The 19,165-nt window shown below is 55.0% G+C and carries 18 protein-coding genes; 13 read left to right on the top strand and 5 right to left on the bottom strand.

The window, feature by feature from the left end; translation table 11 throughout:
* Nucleotides 1-34 precede the first annotated feature (34 nt).
* Nucleotides 35-1,636, bottom strand: a complete 1,602-nt coding sequence (serA, locus tag IE099_RS18890) for a phosphoglycerate dehydrogenase (protein ID WP_189573745.1) — start codon at nt 1,634-1,636, stop codon at nt 35-37.
* Between the two features lie 120 nt (nt 1,637-1,756).
* A complete protein-coding gene (locus IE099_RS18885) occupies nt 1,757-1,981 on the bottom strand; it encodes an amphi-Trp domain-containing protein (RefSeq protein WP_189573742.1) in 225 nt (74 codons plus the stop codon).
* A gap of 219 nt (nt 1,982-2,200) precedes the next feature.
* On the opposite strand from IE099_RS18885, the gene bamA reads away from it, so the two are divergent.
* From bamA to murJ, 4 genes are all read left to right on the top strand, one after another.
* Entirely contained in the window at nt 2,201-4,423 is a 2,223-nt protein-coding gene (gene bamA / locus IE099_RS18880) for an outer membrane protein assembly factor BamA (protein WP_189573738.1), read from the top strand.
* A 123-nt stretch (nt 4,424-4,546) separates the two neighbouring features.
* Complete coding sequence (locus IE099_RS18875; RefSeq protein WP_189573735.1) at nt 4,547-4,999, top strand: PTS sugar transporter subunit IIA; 453 nt, start codon at nt 4,547-4,549, stop codon at nt 4,997-4,999.
* Nucleotides 5,000-5,065: 66 nt separating this feature from the next.
* Nucleotides 5,066-5,728: a tetratricopeptide repeat protein gene (locus IE099_RS18870; protein ID WP_189573732.1), complete on the top strand. Its 663-nt coding sequence runs from the start codon at nt 5,066-5,068 to the stop codon at nt 5,726-5,728.
* Between the two features lie 94 nt (nt 5,729-5,822).
* Nucleotides 5,823-7,904 carry a murein biosynthesis integral membrane protein MurJ gene (murJ, locus tag IE099_RS18865; RefSeq protein WP_189573729.1) on the top strand — a complete coding sequence of 694 codons (2,082 nt, stop codon included), beginning with the start codon at nt 5,823-5,825 and terminating at the stop codon, nt 7,902-7,904.
* A gap of 10 nt (nt 7,905-7,914) precedes the next feature.
* On the opposite strand, the gene IE099_RS18860 is transcribed toward murJ, so the two are convergent.
* Entirely contained in the window at nt 7,915-8,709 is a 795-nt protein-coding gene (locus IE099_RS18860) for a glycine-rich domain-containing protein (RefSeq protein WP_189573726.1), read from the bottom strand.
* A 202-nt stretch (nt 8,710-8,911) separates the two neighbouring features.
* Between IE099_RS18860 and gap the strand changes: the two genes are divergently transcribed.
* Nucleotides 8,912-9,916: a type I glyceraldehyde-3-phosphate dehydrogenase gene (gap, locus tag IE099_RS18855; RefSeq protein WP_189573724.1), complete on the top strand. Its 1,005-nt coding sequence runs from the start codon at nt 8,912-8,914 to the stop codon at nt 9,914-9,916.
* Nucleotides 9,917-10,099: 183 nt separating this feature from the next.
* Nucleotides 10,100-11,146 (top strand): ThuA domain-containing protein, encoded by a 1,047-nt coding sequence (locus tag IE099_RS18850; protein ID WP_189573707.1) that lies wholly within the window; start codon nt 10,100-10,102, stop codon nt 11,144-11,146.
* Between the two features lie 137 nt (nt 11,147-11,283).
* On the opposite strand, the gene hemQ is transcribed toward IE099_RS18850, so the two are convergent.
* Both hemQ and IE099_RS18840 read right to left on the bottom strand, forming a co-directional pair.
* A complete protein-coding gene (gene hemQ, locus IE099_RS18845; protein WP_189573705.1) occupies nt 11,284-12,120 on the bottom strand; it encodes a hydrogen peroxide-dependent heme synthase in 837 nt (278 codons plus the stop codon).
* Nucleotides 12,117-13,358, bottom strand: coding sequence for a hypothetical protein (locus IE099_RS18840; RefSeq protein ID WP_189573702.1), 1,242 nt, complete (start codon nt 13,356-13,358; stop codon nt 12,117-12,119). The genes hemQ and IE099_RS18840 overlap by 4 nt, the downstream gene beginning before the upstream one ends.
* A 153-nt stretch (nt 13,359-13,511) precedes the next feature.
* On the opposite strand from IE099_RS18840, the gene IE099_RS18835 reads away from it, so the two are divergent.
* The 7 genes from IE099_RS18835 (at nt 13,512) to IE099_RS18805 (ending at nt 19,164) form a co-directional block, all read left to right on the top strand.
* Nucleotides 13,512-13,745, top strand: coding sequence for a ferredoxin (locus IE099_RS18835; RefSeq protein ID WP_189573699.1), 234 nt, complete (start codon nt 13,512-13,514; stop codon nt 13,743-13,745).
* Nucleotides 13,742-14,119 carry a DciA family protein gene (locus tag IE099_RS18830; protein ID WP_189573696.1) on the top strand — a complete coding sequence of 126 codons (378 nt, stop codon included), beginning with the start codon at nt 13,742-13,744 and terminating at the stop codon, nt 14,117-14,119. The genes IE099_RS18835 and IE099_RS18830 overlap by 4 nt, the downstream gene beginning before the upstream one ends.
* 8 nt (nt 14,120-14,127) lie before the next feature.
* Nucleotides 14,128-15,111: a dihydroneopterin aldolase gene (locus tag IE099_RS18825; RefSeq protein ID WP_189573693.1), complete on the top strand. Its 984-nt coding sequence runs from the start codon at nt 14,128-14,130 to the stop codon at nt 15,109-15,111.
* A gap of 86 nt (nt 15,112-15,197) precedes the next feature.
* Nucleotides 15,198-15,800 (top strand): sigma-70 family RNA polymerase sigma factor, encoded by a 603-nt coding sequence (locus IE099_RS18820; RefSeq protein ID WP_189573690.1) that lies wholly within the window; start codon nt 15,198-15,200, stop codon nt 15,798-15,800.
* 46 nt (nt 15,801-15,846) lie between these two features.
* Complete coding sequence (locus tag IE099_RS18815) at nt 15,847-16,272, top strand: hypothetical protein (protein ID WP_189573687.1); 426 nt, start codon at nt 15,847-15,849, stop codon at nt 16,270-16,272.
* 91 nt (nt 16,273-16,363) lie between these two features.
* Nucleotides 16,364-17,194, top strand: coding sequence for a PDZ domain-containing protein (locus tag IE099_RS18810; RefSeq protein ID WP_189573684.1), 831 nt, complete (start codon nt 16,364-16,366; stop codon nt 17,192-17,194).
* Between the two features lie 110 nt (nt 17,195-17,304).
* Complete coding sequence (locus tag IE099_RS18805; RefSeq protein ID WP_189573681.1) at nt 17,305-19,164, top strand: matrixin family metalloprotease; 1,860 nt, start codon at nt 17,305-17,307, stop codon at nt 19,162-19,164.
* The last annotated feature ends 1 nt before the right edge of the window (nt 19,165 follow it).

Raw genomic sequence — 19,165 nt, 5'->3', positions numbered from 1 at the left:
GACAATGAAAAATTATCGTTCTTTGCTTCATAAATTAGAGGCTGACCCCCGTGCCGAGAGTCACGCCGGGAATGGCGCGGACCTGGGCCATGATTTCGGGGGAGAGAGGCTCGTCGACTTCAATGACTGTTAAGGCGTTGCCCTGGGTCTTGTTACGGGCGAGAGAAAGGTTCGCGATGTTGACTTTTTCGTTGCCGAGAGTGGTGCCAACCGCTCCCACAATGCCGGGGCGGTCGTCATTGCGGACAATGAGGAAGTGGCCGCGGATGTTAGTGTCCACATACAGTCGGTCGATCTCCACAATTCTTGGTGAGCTGCCGATGAGGGTGCCCGCCAAGCGGAAACGCTCCTCTCCTTTACGCAGTTCGACAACGAGAAGTTCGTTGTATTCGGTCTGCGCATTGATGGTGGATTCGACCAGCTCGAGGCCCATTTGAGCGGCGATGCCCGGGGCGTTGACGATATTGACTTGTCCATCGCAACGGCTGGATTCCAGGAAGTTGGTGAGCACGGTGCGTGAAATGAGAGCCGTATCTTTTTTGGCGAAAGGCCCGTGATAGGAGACTCGCAAGGCATCGGGGTTGCTGAGGCCAAGCTTGGCCAAGAGTTTGCCGAGCGAAGCGGACAGGTCCAGATAAGGCCCGATGGCCTCGCGGGCGGCGGCGTCGAGGGAAGGCATGTTGATGGCGTTCCGGATCTCGCCGGTGGCGAGGAAATCACGAACTTGCTCCGCGACCTGGATGCCGACGTTCTCCTGTGCTTCCGCAGTCGAGGCGCCCAAGTGAGGGGTGAAAGCGACGAACTTGTTGAGTGAGAGAAGCGGGTGGTCGGCGGCGGGAGGTTCGTTCTCGAAGACATCGAGACCGCATCCGGCGATGTGGCCGGAGTCGATGGCAGCTTTCAAAGCAGCCTCGTCGACCAAGCCTCCGCGGGCGCAGTTGACGACCAAGGCTCCCTTGTTCATCAAGGCCAGGCGTTCTGCATTGATGATGCCCTTGGTGTCGTCGGTGAGGGGAACATGGAGGGTCACCACGTCGGCGCCAGTCAAGGCGGCATCGGGGGTGTCGGCCAGCTCGACCTTGAGCTCGTCGGCGCGGCTCTGGGTCAGGTAGGGATCAAAGGCCACGACCGTCATGTTGAAAGCTTGGGCCCGCTTGACGAACTCGGTGCCGATTCGGCCCATGCCGATGACCGCGAGGCGCTTTCCATTGAGCTCAATACCTTGGTTGGCTTTGCGTCCAGCTGCGAATTCGCCCGCGAGAACCGACGCATGACCGGGCGCGATGTTGCGCGCTGCGGAGAGCATCAAGGTAAAGGCGTGCTCGGCAGTGGAAATGGTGTTGCCGGTCGGAGTGTTCATGACGATCACGCCATGCTGATTGGCTGCTTCCTTATCGATGTTATCGACCCCAACCCCGGCTCGGCCAATGACCTTGAGGCTTTTTGCAGCGGCAAGGACCTCCGGAGTCACCTTGGTCTGCGAGCGCACGACCAAGCCTTCATAGTCGCCAATGATGGCAATCAGTTCCTCGGGAGAGAGACCGGTATTGAAGTCAGCTTCAATGTCGGGATGGTCGTTGAGGAGTGCTACGCCAATTTCGGAAATAGGGTCTGAGACAAGGACGCGATGGGCCATGACGTGGCCTTAATCCACAAGCGACTCTCGCGCAAGAGTGAGATCGAGAGATTATACAAACTCATATCAGAAGTTGTTTTTCAGGGGTAATTGTTCAACTTTGATATCGTGGAGGCGGCCCTACTCGAGATCCCACTTGATTTGAAATTCAATTTCCTCGGAGCCCTCTTCCCGCTCATGTTCGATATTGTAGACTGCGCGCACTGGAACGTAGATGCGTTCGTTGGCGATTTGGATTTCGAAAGGCTCGCCGGTTTCGAGGCTGTCCGCTAGTCGACGAAGCTTGGCGATGAATTCCGAAGTGGGATAACTTTTCTCGAGGTCGCGATCCGGTTTTTTAGCCATAGTGAGTTTCAAGCAAACTGAGGGGAATTATGCCAGTTCAGATTGTCCTTTGACGGTCATTAAACTTGACGAAACACAGCTGGGATAGGCGTGATGGCGGGGATGACATTGGGACAAAACCAAAGCCGGTTAGGATTAGCTTGGATGTGCGCGCTGGCGGCACTCGTGTTGGCATTCTCACCGCGGGCCATGGGACAGGATTTTCTAGAAGAGCCTGATGTGAAAGTGAAGGAAGTGGTCTTCCGTTACAATGGGGCCAAGTCCGTTGCGGAATCCCGTTTGCGAAGCTTCACGGAGACCAAGGTCGGGCAATCGTTCGATGCGGGCATCGTCGATGAAGATGTGAAGCGTCTTTATGAAAGTGGCCTTGTTCAAGATGTGCAGGTGCTTGGTGAAGAGGTGAATGGGGGAGTAAAGGTCATCTTTGAGGTTTCCACCCGGGGAACTGTGGATGTCGTTGGTTTCGACGGAAACACAGTGTTCTCAAGTGGCAAGCTGGCCAAGGAAGTCAAGATGACTGCGGGCGAAATCCTGAGTGATGCCAAGATTCTGGAAGCGCGTCGCAGTATTCAAGATTACTATCGTGGCTATGGTTACCCGGATGTGACGGTAACCCACCGTCTGCAGGATGAGGGCGACGGGGTAACCAGTATCATTTTTATCATCAACGAAGGGGTGAAGAGCGAAGTTCGCAAGATTCTCTTCGAGGGGAACGTGGCCTTCGCCGATGTCGAGCTTCGTCGCGAGATGGAGACCAAACAGAAAGGCATTTTCTCGTTCTTGACCAAGTCCGGGCGCATCGACAATCAGCAGCTGCAGCGTGACTTGGAGCAGCTTCGTGAGTTTTATCAGAACAACGGCTACCTGCGCGCCAATGTCCTCAGCGCGGACCGTGTGCCTGTCCGAGATGGTCGGGTGGACTTGATCATTAAAGTGCAGGAGGGGAGCAAATACATGGTCAACCAGATTCAGTTTGGTCCCATGACTGTTTTCACACCCGAAGAGTTGACGCCAGCGATGAGCTTGATTTCAGGTCTTCCTTATTCCGCGAAAAAGGTGAACGACGACCGCCGCGCCATTCGGAGCTATTACGGGTCGCGTGGATACGCCGATGCCCAAGTGTCCGCTGAAGTGAAGGATGCGGGGCCTGGATTGGTCAATATTGCCTATCGCGTGAAGGAAGGCAGTCGCTTCAAGGTTGGTCGCGTCAATATCAGCGGCAACACCAAGACCAAGGACCGGGTGATTCGTCAGGAAGTGCCGATGAAGCCGGGTGAGTATTTCAACTCGGTGGAAGTCGAGACCACCCAGAAGCGTTTGCAGGGTCTTCGCTACTTCGAGGGGGTCCAGGTTACTGGCGACAGCAGCTCGCGGGCGGGCTATCGCGACCTCAATATCAACGTTCAGGAGGGCAAGACCGGGGAGGTGAACTTCGGTGCGGGATTCAGCTCCATCGACAGCATCGTGGGTTATGTCAACTTGGAGCAGCGCAACTTTGATATTCGTAATTTTGGAAAGTTCACTGGTGGTGGGCAGCGTTTTTCCGCTCAGCTGAAGCTGGGTAGTGAGCGGCAGGACTTCAAGGTTTCCCTCATCGAACCTTGGTTCTTGGGCCGTCGTCTTTCCTTGGGGGGAGAGCTCTATTACCAGAACCGCTATTACTTGAGCCCTGAATACGACCAGCAAAACGTCGGAGGTGCCATTTTCCTGCGTAAGGCGGTTGGTCGTCGTGCCTATGTGCGCGGAGAGTATCGTCTCGAGCAGATTGGATTGGATGTGGACAGCGACAGTTCACCAGCATTCTTGGCTGAAGATGGTGACTATGTGCGCAGCGCGCTGGGCGTCTCCTATGTTTACGATAGTCGCGATGACATCGTTCTTCCCCGTAAAGGGCACAAGGCGACTGTCGGGATGACGCTGGGAGTTGGAGGAGATGTGGAGACTTATTCCTTCGAAGCAAGCATTGCGAAGCACTGGAGCTTGCCTCTGGACCTCATCTTCAACCTCACGGGCTCCTTGGCCACCGTCGATTCGTATGGTGATGGCGAAGTTCCCATCTTTGACCGACTCTTCCTTGGTGGATCTCGTGACTTGCGTGGATTCGAATACCGGGACTTGGGTCAGCGTGACAATGTCGGCCTGAATGCGACCGAGGAAGCGCTTGGGGGTAAGACTTCCGGCTATATCTCCGGAGAGATCACGTTCCCCATCTTCGAGCGGGTGCGGGGCGCTGGCTTCTTTGATGTGGGATTCGTGAATGCTGATTCTTTCGACTTTGCTCCCGAAGATCTCTATGGAAGTTCGGGTCTGGGTCTGCGTTTGGATATCCCGGGGGTGGGACCTCTGGCGCTTGATTACGCGATTCCCATTCTCGTCCCCAGCACTGATGATGAGGCTGATAAAGGCGGTCAGTTCAACTTCTACATCAATTACCAATACTAGCAGTGGGCCGGGAGGCGGGGAGTCTAGGCTTGATAGCCTGGTCCGCCGCCGTTATGGACCATTGCACCGGCAGGTTGCATCAGCCAGCCGGGTGGTCCTCTCGAGGACCGAAAACCCAGTAGTATGAAATTAGCGAAACTTCTCAATGAGCAGCGGGTCTTTCTGGATTTGAATGCCAAGACCTGCGCTGAAGTGATGGAGGAGCTGGTAGGTCACCTCGCGGACCAGGGGGTGCTTCTCAATGGAATGCGAGCTCGGGCCCTGTCGGCCCTGCAGTGTCGGGAGGACGAGATTAGTACCGGGGTTGGCTGCGGTGTGGCCATTCCGCATGCTTATCTGGATGATCTGGAAGATCCGGTGGCTATTTTCGGCCGTTCCGAAGGGGGAATCGATTTTTCCGCCTGCGATCATGCTCCGGTTCATTTCGTAGTCCTGCTGCTGATTCCTGAGAAAAAGCGCGGACAGCATCTCTTGACCCTTGCTGATATAGGCAAGCGATTCCTGAGTTGCGAAACCCGCAAGTCTCTGGCGAGTGCGGAGAGCAAAGAGGCAGTCCTGGAGATTTTTTCCCATTGATAGCGGCGGCTCGAGGGCGACGGACTTTTTTCTTGTCCGTGCCCTGAATCCAGCGAGGAATGAGGCATGCCCAATGCCGGAGACCAAGACTACAATCGCGCCCTGGATGCCTTGGAGGCAGGAGACTTGAATGCTGCCATCGAGGCCACCGAGTCGGCTCTGATGTCTGATGCCAAGGACAGTGGATACTGGCAGCTTTATTCCGTCTTGTTAGCGCAAGCCGGTAGGTTGGAGGATGCGCAGCGCGCGAAGGCGAAGGCGGAGGAGTTCGGTCTGGATGAAGTGGATGCCCTCCTCATGAAAGCGGCCGAGGCGGGGGCGGACAAAAAGTGGAACAAGGCGGTCACTGCCTGCGAAAAGGCCCTCGAGCTTGCTCCAGAACGAGGAGAGATATGGGCCAGCTATGCCGCCAATCTGATCGAGGGAGGTTACAAGAGTGATGCGCTCGAAGCGTCGGCCAAAGCGGTTGAGCTGATCTCTGACGAGGCGCAGGTGTGGTATCTGCGGGGGCGAATTCTTCGCCTGACCGAGCGTCATCCCGATGCGGTGGAGGCCTTTGAAAAAGCGGTCGAACTCGAGCCGAAGCTGGGTCTCGCTTGGTTTGAGAAAGGGATGGTCCATCATCTCCAGGAGGAGCCGGAGAAGGCCCGAAGTTGTTTTCTGAGAGCGCAAGAGCTCAAGCCCGGGGACGCCGAGATCGAGGAGGCGCTCAACATCGTGTCCCAGTGAGGGATGAAGGACGGGAGAGGTCCTGACGAATCAGATTCCCCGTGACAGCGATTGAAATTGAACAAGTGGGCGGGGCGGCTCAGCTTTCTTCCAGATGTTACGGTCTTTGATGACAGTGTCGGGCTTCACTTTGGTGAGCCGACTTTTGGGTTTCTTGCGCGATATTCTGATCGCTCGATTTTTGGGCACCGGTTTGGTCGCGGATGCATTCTTCGCTGCTTTTCGTTTCCCCAACTTATTCCGGCGAATTTTCGGGGAAGGGGCGTTCAATGCCGCCTTCGTCCCGTTGTTCGGCAAAAAGGTTATCGATGACCGTGAGGATGGGATTGAGTTTGCGAGCAAGGCTTTCTCGATGCTGCTGCTGGTGCTGGGGGTCTTTACCGTCGTCGCCATTCCGGCCATGCCGTTGTTGATGAATGTGGTGGTGCCTGGCTTCAAGGCCCGCGACGTTGATCCCAGCTTCTTTGGCAAGAAGACTGAGATTGTCCTCAATGAGAAGCCACAGGAGATCGAGATTGCGACGAAAGGCGCGCGCGCGGTTTACTTGGAGCTGGTCGAGAAGGGTGATGTGAAGATCCACTCAATCGCCTTCGAAACAGAGAAGAAGACCTTCATGAGCCTTTTTGGAAAGAAGGGGCAAAGTAAGGCGACGGTGCTCGGAGAGCCGGTGACCCCGGAGGTCGCTCATAGCTCCAGCTATGCCACGGTATTGGAGCCCATTGACTTCAAGGTTCCGGCTGAAGTGGAGGTGAGGAAAGCGGAGGAGAGCGAGAAAGACTACCAAGAGCGGCTTCAAGAATACCGTGACGAATTCAAAGCCGAGATTAAGAAAGACAACTTCGTCCTGCAGGGGATTTCTTGGGATGGCGGGACCTTCGCAGGGGAAAGTGGGGAAGATGTTTTTAAGTTTGGAAGGCCTTCGGGTAAGGCCGGCAAGGGATTCGGTTGGTTTTCAGTGCAGGTTTCGGGAAATGGAACGCTCAAGATCTACCGCAATGATCCGGGCACTTTTGACAAGACCGTCAAGCTCACGCGGATTATGTTCATCTATTTGTTATGCATGGCGTTGGCCGCGCATCTCAGTGGAGTTCTCAATACCTTCCGGATTTTTGGCATGCCCGCAGCGGCACCGATTATTCTCAACGTGGTGTTCCTCGTTTCGCTTGGGTTCGTCGGTTGGTTCGGCTGGTTGCCGGGAGAGACCTTGGCCTGGGGGGTTGCACTAGCGGGCTTCTTGCAATTGGCAGCACTGTGGTGGACCTGCTATCGAAAGGGAGCGCCCATCAAGGTGGTTCGTCCTAAAATGGATCCTGAGATGAAGAAGCTTTTCGGGCTGATGGGCCCCGGGGTCGCATCTGCCAGCGTGCAGCAAATCAATCTCTTGATCGGCGGTGTCATTGCTTCCTTCCAGCCGGGGGCGGTGTCTTATCTCTACTACTCGGACCGGGTCTATCAATTGCCTCTGGGGATGATTGGGATCGCGCTGGGGGTGGTTCTCTTGCCAGAGGTCACCAGGCAGCTGCGGGGTGGAATGGAGAGACAAGCGGGCAAGACCATTACGCGCGGGATCGAGCTTGGAATGCTTCTGACTTTACCTGCCGCAATGGCGATGATCGTGGTGCCGACAGAATTGATTGCGGGGCTCTTTCAGCGGGGAGAATTCGTGCGCGCTGATGCCGTCCAGACAGGATACGCGCTTGCTGCCTTTGGTGTGGGGTTGCCGGGCTATGTTTTGATTAAAGTTCTTCAGCCGGGTTATTTCGCCAAGGGAGATACCAAGAATCCGATGCGGATGGCCGTGATCATGGTCGCGGTCAATATCGTCGTCAGTCTGTTACTATTCCCGTGGATTGGGCATGTGGGACTGGCGGTTGCGACCTCGGTTGCCGCTTGGGTGAATGTCTTCATGCTTTGGCGTGGGTTAAAGGGCTTCGTGACGCTGACCGAGGCCACGGTCTTCAAGTTGGGTAGAATGGTCTTGGCCAGTCTGCTGATGGGGGTCGTTCTTTACTTTGCCGCCAAAGGGTTGGGGCCGTGGTTCGAGGGCACCGGACTTCAGCGAGTGGTCGCCATGATTCTTTTGGTGGGCTCCGGAATCTCTGCTTTCGGAGCGCTAGCCTTGTTCCTCCGGGCGACCAACGTGAAAGATCTGCGGGCTGGCTTTGGAAAAGGGTAGTGGGGCGCGCTCAGCTGCCGCATCCTCCTCCACCGCAACCTGAACTGCAGCCTGAACTGCAGCCTGAACTGCAGCCGCTGTCATTATGGTCGTCGTGGCTGCAGCCTCCTCCGAAGAACCACCAGCCTCCGACCCCGCTGCCACCCTTTCTGCCAGCGCCGCCTCTTCGTTTTGGCTTGGAGCCTCCCTTGGCGATGGATGCAATGAGAGAAAGAACCGCCAGAAGGGGCAGGCCGAGGATGACGAGAACTCCGATCGTTTCGCCGCTCATGTCGTTGACGCATCCCGCGAGGGCGAGTGACCCGACGAGGCATCCGCTGACTGCGAGAGCTTTTTTTCGAGAAAGAATCAATTTGTCGCGGACGTCAATCCGGCGAAAGTCGCTCTGAAATCGTTCGCGGGCGTTCGGCCAAATGTCCGAAGGTGGGCATTGTCCGAATTCGCGCTCATAACTTTGCATGGTCAGGAGATACCAATCCTTGAATTTTTCACCTTCCTTTCTACCCCCTTTCGTCGGGCCGTGATGAATCTCCTGACCCAAGGTGTCGCGGCAAAGATCGTGCCAGTAGGAGCGGGTGTAGATGATGTGGAGATGCCAGGCCTGGTCCACCTGGTCGGAAGGAGTCACCGGATGCCCCGCCTCGAGGCAGAGATAGAGGAATTTCTTGTATTCCTCCATCACCCGCTCGGCAAAGCCTTGCGACCACTGATTCTCGCGCGCCAAACGTTGGGAGAATGGTAGAGCGGCTTCCGGGAGGTCGAGCTGGAATGCCTCCAGTCGACTCCACAGTTCAATGTTTTTCATGAAAAGAGACTACGGTAGAGGAGGTATCGGCGAAAAGGTCAAATTCTCTCAATAAAGAATCGATTCTTTTCAGTTTGCGTTCCAAAATGCCTCGAGCAAAGACCCAAGCGGATGTTGACGGTGGGGAAGTCCTTCGCTAAGTCCCGTGCGCTGGCGGGCTAATTCGAGTGCGCCAAACCCACAAAAACAAACCGCTCATTCTATGGCAAAATACGGAATTAATGGATTTGGACGCATTGGACGCATGGTCCTCCGTTCACTGGTCGAAAAAGGTGAACTCAGCAACATTGCTGCGATCAACGACCTGACCGACAACAAAACTCTCGCGCACCTTCTCAAGTTTGACTCCAGCCAAGGCATCTTCGATGGAGAGGTGAGCTACGACGACGACTACATCATCGTGAATGGCCACAAGATTCACGCCTCTGCAGAGCGTGACCCATCCAACCTGAAGTGGGCTGAGTGGGGCGTGGACGTTGTTCTTGAGTCGACTGGATTCTTCGTCGACCGCGCAGGTTCCAGCAAGCACCTCGAGGCTGGCGCCAAGAAAGTGCTTATCTCCGCACCTGCGAAAGATCCCGACCTCACCATGTGTCTCGGCATCAACGACAGCGACTACGATGCTTCCAAGCACAACATCGTTTCCAATGCTTCTTGCACCACCAACTGCCTCGCGCCTTTGGTTAAGGTCCTCAACGACAGCTTCGGCGTGGTCGAGGGCATGATGAGCACCATTCACTCCTATACTGGTGACCAGCGCCTTCTCGACGCTCCACACGGCGACCTCCGTCGTGCGCGTTCCGCAGCAATCAACATCGTTCCTTCTTCCACTGGAGCGGCGAAGGCGATCGGCCTGGTGATTCCTGAGTTGAACGGTAAATTGACGGGTGGTTCATTCCGCGTTCCGACTCCTACCGGTTCTTTGACTGACTTCGTCTGCACCGTTAAGGAAGACGTGACTGTGGAGGCGATCAACGCTGCCTTCAAGGCTGCTGCTGAAGGTCCTCTCAAAGGGGTCCTCGAGTATTCCGAAGAGCCTCTCGTTCTTCAGGACATCGTGGGCAACCCCCACAGCTCCATCTACGACTCCGACCTCACCATGGTGATGGGAACCCGGATGGTGAAAGTTTGTTCTTGGTATGACAACGAGTGGGGCTACTCCAGCCGCGCTGCTGATGCCATGAAGATGCTCGGTGACTCCCTCTAAGAGAGAGCGGAACATCAAATTCTTTTTCAAAGAACGGCGGGACTTGGTTCCCGCCGTTTTTTTTGGAGGGCATACCCGAAGCCGGATTCTTTATCCGGAGTCAGATTTTATTTTCAGTGAGATATTTGTTCATTTCGATTTCGTCTTTTTCTTTCTGGGAAGGTAGAAGGGGCAATCATTTCTATGAAAATTCCTACTCCCGCCGCAGTGCTTCGATTGCTTGCCTCTTGTTCCATTGCTCTTACTTCTCTTGCGAATGGTGCTTCGTCTCATCCGCTGCCAGATTCGGACCAGTGGTTGAAGTTTGAGGGGGGAGAAGGACCGGGAGCGGGGAAGCACGTGGTCTTGCTAGCCGCCGAGCAAGAATATCGTGCCGAGCAGGCGCTCCCCATGTTGGCGCGAATGCTGGCCAAGCATCACGGATTTCATTGCACCGTTCTCTTTCTCATGAATGAAGAAGGGCTGGTCGACCCCACTTTACCATCACCGTTTAAGGAAGAGGGGCGCAAAAGTATCGTGCCGGGCTTGGAACATTTGGAGAAGGCAGATGCCTTCATCTGGATGTCGCGTTTCTTGCAGCTGGAGGATTCGGACTTGGGCCATCTATACTCTTACTTTGATTCAGGGAGACCGATTATCGCTTTGCGGACCGCCAATCACGGGTTGTGGCGTGATGCAAAACCCTATCAGAAGGATGGCGAAGACGTGAGTCTCGATAGGCTGTTAGGCGGCAAGTTCCGTGGTCACCATGGGGGATGGAAGCGGGAGGCTACCTCCGGAGTGATCGTGCCGGAGGCGAGGGAGCATCCTATTCTACGAGGGGTTCAGGATGTTTGGGGGACGACCGATGTTTACCGATGTCATGTCGATGGCAAGGTGCCTGAGGACTGCACGCCGATTCTGCTGGGCCAGCCCATGCAGTCTTTGGACCGGGAGGCTCTGCCGAATCTTGAGAGAGAGGCCCTACCTATTGCTTGGACGAAGTCATGGGTCGGGAACAAGGGGCTTTCCTCTCCCGTTTTTCATTTCACGATGGGATCGGCCAAGGACTTCGAAAATGAAGGAGTTCGTCGCATCACGGTCAACGCTCTTTATTGGGGGCTTGGTCTGGCGGAGCAAATTCAGCCGGACAGCGATGTGTCTATCGTTGGCGACTACACGCCCCTGCAAGACGGATTCAAATATGAAGAGTTTGGAGTCCGCCCTCGTCCAGTAGACTATTACCGATAGGAGAGAAGCGTGTTTTGGTATCTTTGATTTGTTAGGTCGAGGCGTCGCTCAAAAGAGGCGCGATTCCGCTTTTGCGAGCACAAAAAAAGGCTCACCGCCCAGGGAGGACGATGAACCTAAAATTTCAAAGGATCGCGCTACAAACAGATCCGACGGAACAACTCGTCCAGGGGCAATTGCAGTCCGATGTAAAAGTCACCGAATTCGCCGTAGCGGGCGGAGACATCGTCGAAGCGCATTTCGTAGACGATCGATTTGATCTGGAAAGTGTCGTGCGCGAGTAGAGTGACTCCCCATTCGTGCTCGTCGAGGCCGGTGGAACCACTGATGAGCTGGAGAATTTTCCCCGAGTAACGGCGCCCGGTTGCAGCGTGGCCTTTCATGAGTTCGCGCCGCTCATCGTATTCCGTGCTATACCAGTTGTAGTTGGGATTGTTGCCGCGCCGCTTGGACATGGGGTAAAAGCAAACCACGGGCCAGGGAGGAAGAACGGGATAGAGCCGATGCTGGCTATACTTTTCCATCCGTTCGTCGAACTCCTTAAGCGCGGCTTCGAACTCCTCGCTGCCTTCGGTGAGGCCTTTCTCCGCTTTCAGCGTCTCCTCCGCGTATTGATCGCGGGTAGTGGTGTATTCCGAGCGTTCGGTCTGCGAAAGGTAGGAGTAAGCTGGCGCCAAAACCTCAGGTCCGAGGGAGAGGGTAAGTCTCTTTTCGAAATGAGTGGCTGCCACCAAGTCCGGAGTGAGCAACATGAACCCGATGTCGGCCTTCGGAGTCGTCACCGCAAAGGCGAGAAGCTGGGTGTCGGGAAAAGAGCGGATCTCCTGAATCAGCTCGGTGAGGTTGGTTTTGGCGTCCCGCTGTTCCTCGCGGGAGAGGGTGGACCATTGGGCATGGTCGATTTGATAGTAGAGATGGAGGACATGCCATCCTTCTTCGGGACGGACGCTTGGTGCTTGTGATGCTTCTGTCATTGGGAATCTTTTCGTCTAGCTGAAATGGGAATGGCCATGAACTCGTTGTATTCTCGGCCGTCCTTGGACTCGAGGATGACGAATTCCCACTGGAATTTTTCGTCCGCGAGGTAGGAGATCAGTTCTCCTTCGTGCTGAAATCCGGTGGTGGAGTGAATGGTGGCCACGTTGCCCTGAGTTGAGGTGGTTACGTCGGAGGCCGGCAAAAAATTACCGCCCGAGAGCTCAACGGTTGAAGAATCGCCGACATAGTTTCCTTCCTCATCACGAAAGAGGAAGCGGAGGGCCTTGGCTGTCGATTCGGGAGCGATGGTGATTTGAATCTCTGGGATAATCTCGATGCTTTCCGAGACACCTTCATCAGTATCGTCGCCTTCTCGAATCGGGCTCCGCCAATAGCTATCGAGTTCCGCTATGACCACCGACTCTCCTTTGAGAGGATACTTGAGCTTGGAGACGATCACAGTATTGGGGATCCGGGCCGCCACGACGCTGGAGGACCAGATGGCCCCGGCCAAGAGAGTGACGAACAGGAGACCGAGAGAAGCCTGCTCCAGGATCGATAGCGAACCCAATGCATCTTTGCCCATTGTGATGAGGCTTGAGTAGTCCTTCTGGTTGGAACCCCTTGGAGGAGAGGTCTCCGGGAGAGTCGGCTCGCTTGGGGAAGGTTTTTCGGGAGTGGACTGGTCCGCGACCGGCTCCAACGAGGGTTCGTCCGATCGTGCGGGTTCAGGTTCGGTGGTCGGGCTGGGCTCGGGTTCCAGCGTCAGGTCGTCCTCATCGAGTTCCCCAAGCCGATCGGGTTTCTGGATAGCCATGTCGACTGAGCGTCGCATGCGGCCTATTTTGGCTGGGGCCTTCTCTTCTTGAGCTGAAGCTCCTGCCTGGTGGGGCGGATTGGGTTCGTCGCTTGGAGGAAGTTCTGCTCTCCGGATTTCCCGCAGGTTGGTCTTGCTCGCCGAGGTTGGCAGGGTGGATTTCACCTCAGTCTCTTCGGCAGGAGCGTCGTCGAAGTCGTCGCTGAGCTCCAAATCCAATTCATTGACTTCGGAGGTCGACGCGGGAGCCGGGGTTGAGGGCTCTGGAGCGGATTCTGAAATCAAATCCGCGGACTGGGAAGCAGGGGGAGAGGCGGGTTCGGGGGATGGGATCTCGCGGTCCAGGAGGGGTTCCTTTTCTAGCTCAGATTCTCCTTCAGCAGCTCTCTCTTTTTTCCGCTTGCGGCGACGACTCATAAACTTGGGGTGATATTAGAAAGGCCGAAAGGGCTTGGCGAGTCTGGATATCCGGAAAGAAGGATTAAACAATGGAATCCCGGCAAGACTAAAAAAACTGTTGCAACAGAAGCAGTCTTGGCGGACACCTTCCACAACAACTCAACAAGACAAATGGCTGACAAAGACGATAAGCATGAGGAAAACATCAAGGGTACTTTCTATGTGGATACCCAGTGCATCGATTGCGATCTTTGCCGCGAAACGGCCCCTGCAAATTTCACCCGACAAGAAGACGAGGGTTACTCCTACGTCTACAAGCAGCCTGAGAACGATGAGGAGCGCGAGCAGTGTGAAGAGGCGATGGAAGGCTGTCCTGTCGAAGCCATTGGCGACGACGGTGAATGAAAAAGTCCTTCGGTAAGCGCAAGGCCCACTTCACGAAGAGGGTGGTGCGGGATTGGCAGGGGGGCGACACTCCTATGCCGACCGAAGAAAATTGCTCCAAAGCCGGTGACTGGGTGGAGTCCATCCTTGGGAGCTTGAAAATTTCGGATGGGCTCGAAGAGGGGCGTATTCGGCAAAGCTGGAAAAAAGTGGCGGGTGACTTCGTTGCCGCCCAGACCGAGGTGATTTCGCTCAAGCGCGGGGTCCTTGTTTTACGGGTTCTGCAGCCTGCGATGCGATTCCATTTGGATCAATCCCGCGGGGATCTGCTTCGGAAGGTGCAGGCGGAGTTGGGAAAGAAGGCCGTGCGTGAGGTTCGGTTGATTAGTGGTTAGAATTTCTCATGATTAAAAATCTGATTCTCGATTGGTCCGGCACGTTGGTGGATGACTTTAGCGCGACCCTGATAGCGACCAATGAGGTCTTCAAGGTCCATGGCATGCCGCCCTTCAGCGCGGACGACTTCCGGCGCGATTTTCGGCTACCTTATCCGGAATTCTATCAAGAGTTTCTGCCTGGAAAGCCTTTGGAAGACCTCGAGGTCTTGTTCAAAGAGGCTTTTCGCGAAGCTGAATCCCTGGTGCAGCCATTGGAACAGACGCTTGGCTTCCTGGAGTCGGCGAGAGAGAAGGGGCTTCGGCTCTTTGTCCTCTCTAGCATGAATGAAGAAGCCCTGATGCGACAGGCGGAAGACTTTGGGCTCTCTAAGTTCTTCGAAGAGATCTACGCTGGGGTTCTCGACAAGCGGGAGAAGATCGGTGAGATCACGCGCTTGCATGGTCTCGTCCCTTTCCATACCGCCTATGTGGGGGACATGGTGCACGATGTTCATGCCGCCCAAGCGGGAGGGCTGCATTCGGTCGCATTGCTTTCCGGATATGATCCAGTGGAGCGTTTGGCTGCCGCTAAACCCCAGATTATTCTTCCGCATGTGGGGGAGCTGGTCGGGCTCTGCAGTCCGGCTGCCGTGGCTCCGATTCGGCCGGACATCGTAGTGCGCAAATTGCGGCTGCCCATCTGCATTGGAGTGCCACCGGAGGAGAGGGCCAAGCCACAGGAGCTCAAGGTGAGTTTGGTCATCGAGACCTTGGAAGGTCTGGCCGAGTTATCCGACGATTTGGAGAGAACGATTGATTACTTCGCGGTCTCGGAGGCTGTCAAGGCCCTGGCCAGCGAGCGTCCCCGCAAGCTCATCGAGACCTTTGCGGAAGAAGTCGCGCAAATGGTTCTGCGGGACTTTGGGGCCGCGGGGGTGAAGGTGGAGGTTGAGAAGCCAATTCTTACAAATTGCGAGGGAGTGGTGGTGAGCTACGAAGGCAGACGCTGATTCGGGCGATGCCACGGAACCTGAGCTCTGATTTTGACAGTAAAGGAGCGACGTCTATTGTTTGCACACCCCTTTGTAGATAGTGGATGAGTGAAATCTCCAGAATAGATCCCGATCAGGAATTGGTCGAGAGAGCCCAGGCCGGGGATACCCGTGCCTTTGACGAGCTGATTATGAAATACAGTCCCAAGCTATACGGACTGATCTACAACATGACGTCCAACAAGGACGACACCAACGACCTGATGCAGGACGTCTTCGCGAAGGCCTTTCGCTCCCTGGGGCGCTTTCAGGGAAAATCGACTTTCTACACCTGGATCTACGCCATTGGGACGAACATGACGCTCAATTTTTTAAAGAAAAGGAAGCGGCGCATGGCCAGTAGCTTGGATGAAGTGGATTCGGGCATCCAGAATGACCCCGCATTCATCGATTATACGAACCGGGCGAACCCGCGAAAACAAAGTGATGTTCATTCTTTGCAAGAAAAATTGAACGATGCGCTGCAAGCCTTGTCGAAGGACCATAGAGCAGTGGTAACCATGTTTGATATTCAGGGCATTCCCCACGCCGAAATTAGCCGGATTCTAGGCGTTTCGGAGGGGACAGTGCGCTCGCGTCTCTTCTATGCACATCGCCAGCTCCAAGGGCATCTCGAAGAGTTCAGGCTGAGACCAGCTGAAGTTTAAGATTGCTGAACTAAAAAAATTTGATAAAACAAGCTAAGTTTTAACCATGACCGACACTCAAGATATCCCAGCTGACGAGTTGGAAGACCTCCAGCGGCTGCTTCGTCTCAAGAATTACGAGCAACCGGTTGATGGGTATTTTGAAGATTTTCTCGATGAGTTTCATCGTCGCCAGCGCGCGGAAGCGGTGAGTGGCAAGGGAGCCTCCCTTTGGACCCGGATCGCTGATTGGTTCAATGACTTGGGTGCCGCCAAATGGGCTATTGGAGCCGGAGTGGCTTATGCGGTCCTGTTTCTGGCTTTTTTCGGGACGATAGGCACCAAGGATTCTCCTGGTGTAGCAAAAGAAACTGAAGACTTTCTCCCCGAAGGTAGTAAACTACAACATGTTGAATTGGGTACGGAGACCGAGACGAAGCCGGGCGAGGAGCCTAGCGAGCGTTCTCTGGAGGTGCTTCCGCAGGAATTTTAGTCCTGCCTCAGGAGCAGGCCTGTTTTTTGCGGGTCTGTTGGTTTTTGCCTGTCTAGGGCAAGGGCTGAATGCCGCCGAAAAAAACTTTTCGGTGTTTTTCAGTAAAAAAGATGCTCCGGGACAATCGCGCTCGGAGCTTATTTTCTTGGATGAGAATGGTCTGGCCGTGGTCGTCACTGAGGCAACGGTCAATTTCCGCTCTGGCCGATATGATGGCAAGCCAGTCACGCTGATTGCGCACGATCCGGTGAGCCGGCTCACTTTGATTCGGGTCCCTCTGGCTCCTGGAAGCCAGACCAAGCCGGTGGAGCTGGGCAGTTCTCTGGGGCTACCCAACGGGAGTGCGCTTTACCTTGGCATTGAAGGAGACACCTCGCTGTCCCGACTGGTGAGCCGAGAGAGTCAGTACAAGGACAATCCTCTGCCCCTCGAGTTGATTCGCCTTCATCATCAACCGGAGCAAAAACCTTTTCTCGGCCATCCGATCTTCGATTCGGCGGGGCGGTTGGTCGCAATCAATTATCGCAAGGCTCCTGAATTTGGAAATGGGAGTTTCGCCTTCCCGGTGGAGGCCTTGCAACGGGTTCAAGGGGCTACGGTTGTGGATGGAGTCGTCCAAAGGAGCTGGTTTGGCGTGGAGCTATTGGCGAGCGACCCCTTTGCGGTCGTGCAGGGGGTCCGGCAGGCTTCCCCCGCGGCGAAAGCGGGGTTGATGAAAGGGGATATCCTGCTGCAGATTGGACCTCGTCAAGTGAAGCGGTATTCCGATGCGATTGATGCCTTTTTCTATCTTCGGGAGGACGAGCCAGCCAATGTGCGCTTTTTGAGGGGCACGGAGGAACTCGAATTGGTGGTGGTGCCCGAGCTGGTGCCTGCCGTTGCGCCGACCTCTGAAGCTACCGCGAAAGAGGGCGGAGTGTAGGGCTTCTGAGCTGCGAGGAGAAAGGGGAGTTGGTCTGTTCTACTTGAGAGGACCGTCGGCCCTTTGATTAAGGTTTGTGGAATATCTAGGTTTTTGTTAAAATTTGGGGGATGTCTCGTTCTCCTATCTTTCGCCAGGTGGTATGTTGCGCTCAGCTCTCGTTCCTTCTAACCCCCTGGGCTCACGCTGGTTGTTATGACGAGTGTTGCCCCACGCATCGCGCGGAGGCGGCAGATGCCATGGTCCTGGCAACGGTGACCAATATCGAAGTCCTTCCGAAGGGAGGGCATCGCTTGCAGACCGTAGCGACACTCACCATTTCGGAGGAATTGCAGGGACGTCAGATTCCAGCCCAGCTGGAGGTTTCCTTTCCGGGGGGAGAATTGGGCGAAATCACACATTTTGACTCCCGTCATGTCGAGCTTCAGAAGGGGGGCAGCTATCTGATGCACTTGCAAAAAAATGGTGAGCAATGGATTCCCTATCAGGCCTCCGCGACGAAAGTTGATGTCGTGATGTTGGCTGAGCAAAAGAGCGCTTTTCTCGAGGGAGGCAGTGTCAAATCAGCGAAGAAGTCCTCTGGGACGAAGTCTGATTGTAGCGGAGTTTCTGTCCCTGCTTCTCAAACCACTTCGACGGGGTACTTTGAAAGCAGCGGTATGCCCGGTCGTTGGAGGCGTTGTGATACCGGTCAGCCTATTCTGGTCGAGATTGATAGCGAGGTGTTGCCTTCTGGAATTAGTCAAAGCATCGCTATCGCGGCAGTGAGAAACGCTCTTGACGCTTGGGAGGCGGTTTCTGGCTTGTCCTTCATCATCACGGCAAATTATGACTTCGGACAAACGGTCAAGAACATGAATGGGGGAGAGACCGTCCTGCATATACAGCTACACAACAGCTATGGCGAAATTTCTTCTACCTCCACTTTGGGGGTTGGGGGAGGGTCGACGAGTTCAGCTTCCGGAGGAACGGTTGGAGGGGTGGCTTTTCGAAAGGCCTTGGATCGATATGTGGTTCTTAATCATCTTTCTTCCAGTCTAGAAGATCAGAATACTCTCGCTGAGGTCTTAACTCACGAGATTGGTCATGCGCTAGGGTTGGAGCATTCTTCCGAGGATTCTAATGAAACCGACGCCATTCTGGAAGATGCGACGATGTATTTCCAAGCTCACAAAGATGGGCGTGGCGCGGTCACGAATTGCTATGACGAGGATCGGATCCTGTTCGCCTATCCCGAGGTTTTGCCTCCGATTGCCTTTACACGAAAGATGCGGGTGTGCACCCGACCCTCTTCCCAACCGAATTCTCCTGCCAATCGAATTGTATTGGAGGGATACTCGAACACCGGTGCGGCGCTCAGTTACAGTTTTCCCAACGGTCTTGGTTCCGGGGTCGGAAGCTGGTCATTTGAGCCCTCGACCCGGACTCTTGAGTTCACCCCTGCCACTTATTTCAGTGATAGTGTGGCGACGGAGGGGTCTTTCTTCAGTTCTTTGGAATACGAGGTGACCGATGGGTCTAATTCAGCGACAGGGGTGGTGAGAATTGTCGCTCTTCGGCAGGATAACAATGGAAGTAATCCTGACATTGGGGCGAACAACCCTTTGCCCGAGGCTTGGTTGGAAGAGGTCTTTGGAGCAGCTGCTCTGGCCGCAAATCCCACCAACCCTCTGTTTCAAGCGGATGGAGATTTCGATGGTGACGGGGTTAGTAATCTAGTGGAGTTCCAGATGGGCTCCGATGCTGCCGATGCTTCCTCAGGTCCGGTGGTGGTAGAGCTTGCCGAAGACTACTCGTGGTTCGAGCTGCAGAATGCAGTGGCTGGGAGCTTGCTGAAGTTCGAGTTGGGCTCCGATCTGGAAAGTTGGCAGAGCCTCTCCATGCTGGAGGCCGAAGAGGGGACTAATCGAATCTATCTGGTGGCTCCCACTGCACAGCGTGCTTTCTTTCGGGGAGAGTTCGGCAACTAGG

Origin of the sequence: Roseibacillus persicicus, from assembly GCF_014651675.1 — a bacterium.
In the GTDB taxonomy this organism is placed as follows: domain Bacteria; phylum Verrucomicrobiota; class Verrucomicrobiia; order Verrucomicrobiales; family Akkermansiaceae; genus Roseibacillus; species Roseibacillus persicicus.
The sequence above is the reverse complement of the archived record's forward strand: the minus strand, read 5'-3'. Positions and strand labels throughout refer to the sequence as shown.

Bases quoted from the DNA above. Each gene is read 5' to 3' on its own strand.
- serA (WP_189573745.1), bottom strand. From the start codon at position 1,636: ATGGCCCATCGCGTCCTTGTCTCAGACCCTATTTCCGAAATTGGCGTA.
- IE099_RS18885 (WP_189573742.1), bottom strand. From the start codon at position 1,981: ATGGCTAAAAAACCGGATCGCGACCTCGAGAAAAGTTATCCCACTTCG.
- IE099_RS18875 (WP_189573735.1), top strand. From the start codon at position 4,547: ATGAAATTAGCGAAACTTCTCAATGAGCAGCGGGTCTTTCTGGATTTG.
- IE099_RS18870 (WP_189573732.1), top strand. From the start codon at position 5,066: ATGCCCAATGCCGGAGACCAAGACTACAATCGCGCCCTGGATGCCTTG.
- murJ (WP_189573729.1), top strand. From the start codon at position 5,823: ATGTTACGGTCTTTGATGACAGTGTCGGGCTTCACTTTGGTGAGCCGA.
- IE099_RS18860 (WP_189573726.1), bottom strand. From the start codon at position 8,709: ATGAAAAACATTGAACTGTGGAGTCGACTGGAGGCATTCCAGCTCGAC.
- gap (WP_189573724.1), top strand. From the start codon at position 8,912: ATGGCAAAATACGGAATTAATGGATTTGGACGCATTGGACGCATGGTC.
- IE099_RS18850 (WP_189573707.1), top strand. From the start codon at position 10,100: ATGAAAATTCCTACTCCCGCCGCAGTGCTTCGATTGCTTGCCTCTTGT.
- hemQ (WP_189573705.1), bottom strand. From the start codon at position 12,120: ATGACAGAAGCATCACAAGCACCAAGCGTCCGTCCCGAAGAAGGATGG.
- IE099_RS18840 (WP_189573702.1), bottom strand. From the start codon at position 13,358: ATGAGTCGTCGCCGCAAGCGGAAAAAAGAGAGAGCTGCTGAAGGAGAA.
- IE099_RS18835 (WP_189573699.1), top strand. From the start codon at position 13,512: ATGGCTGACAAAGACGATAAGCATGAGGAAAACATCAAGGGTACTTTC.
- IE099_RS18830 (WP_189573696.1), top strand. From the start codon at position 13,742: ATGAAAAAGTCCTTCGGTAAGCGCAAGGCCCACTTCACGAAGAGGGTG.
- IE099_RS18825 (WP_189573693.1), top strand. From the start codon at position 14,128: ATGATTAAAAATCTGATTCTCGATTGGTCCGGCACGTTGGTGGATGAC.
- IE099_RS18820 (WP_189573690.1), top strand. From the start codon at position 15,198: ATGAGTGAAATCTCCAGAATAGATCCCGATCAGGAATTGGTCGAGAGA.
- IE099_RS18815 (WP_189573687.1), top strand. From the start codon at position 15,847: ATGACCGACACTCAAGATATCCCAGCTGACGAGTTGGAAGACCTCCAG.
- IE099_RS18805 (WP_189573681.1), top strand. From the start codon at position 17,305: ATGTCTCGTTCTCCTATCTTTCGCCAGGTGGTATGTTGCGCTCAGCTC.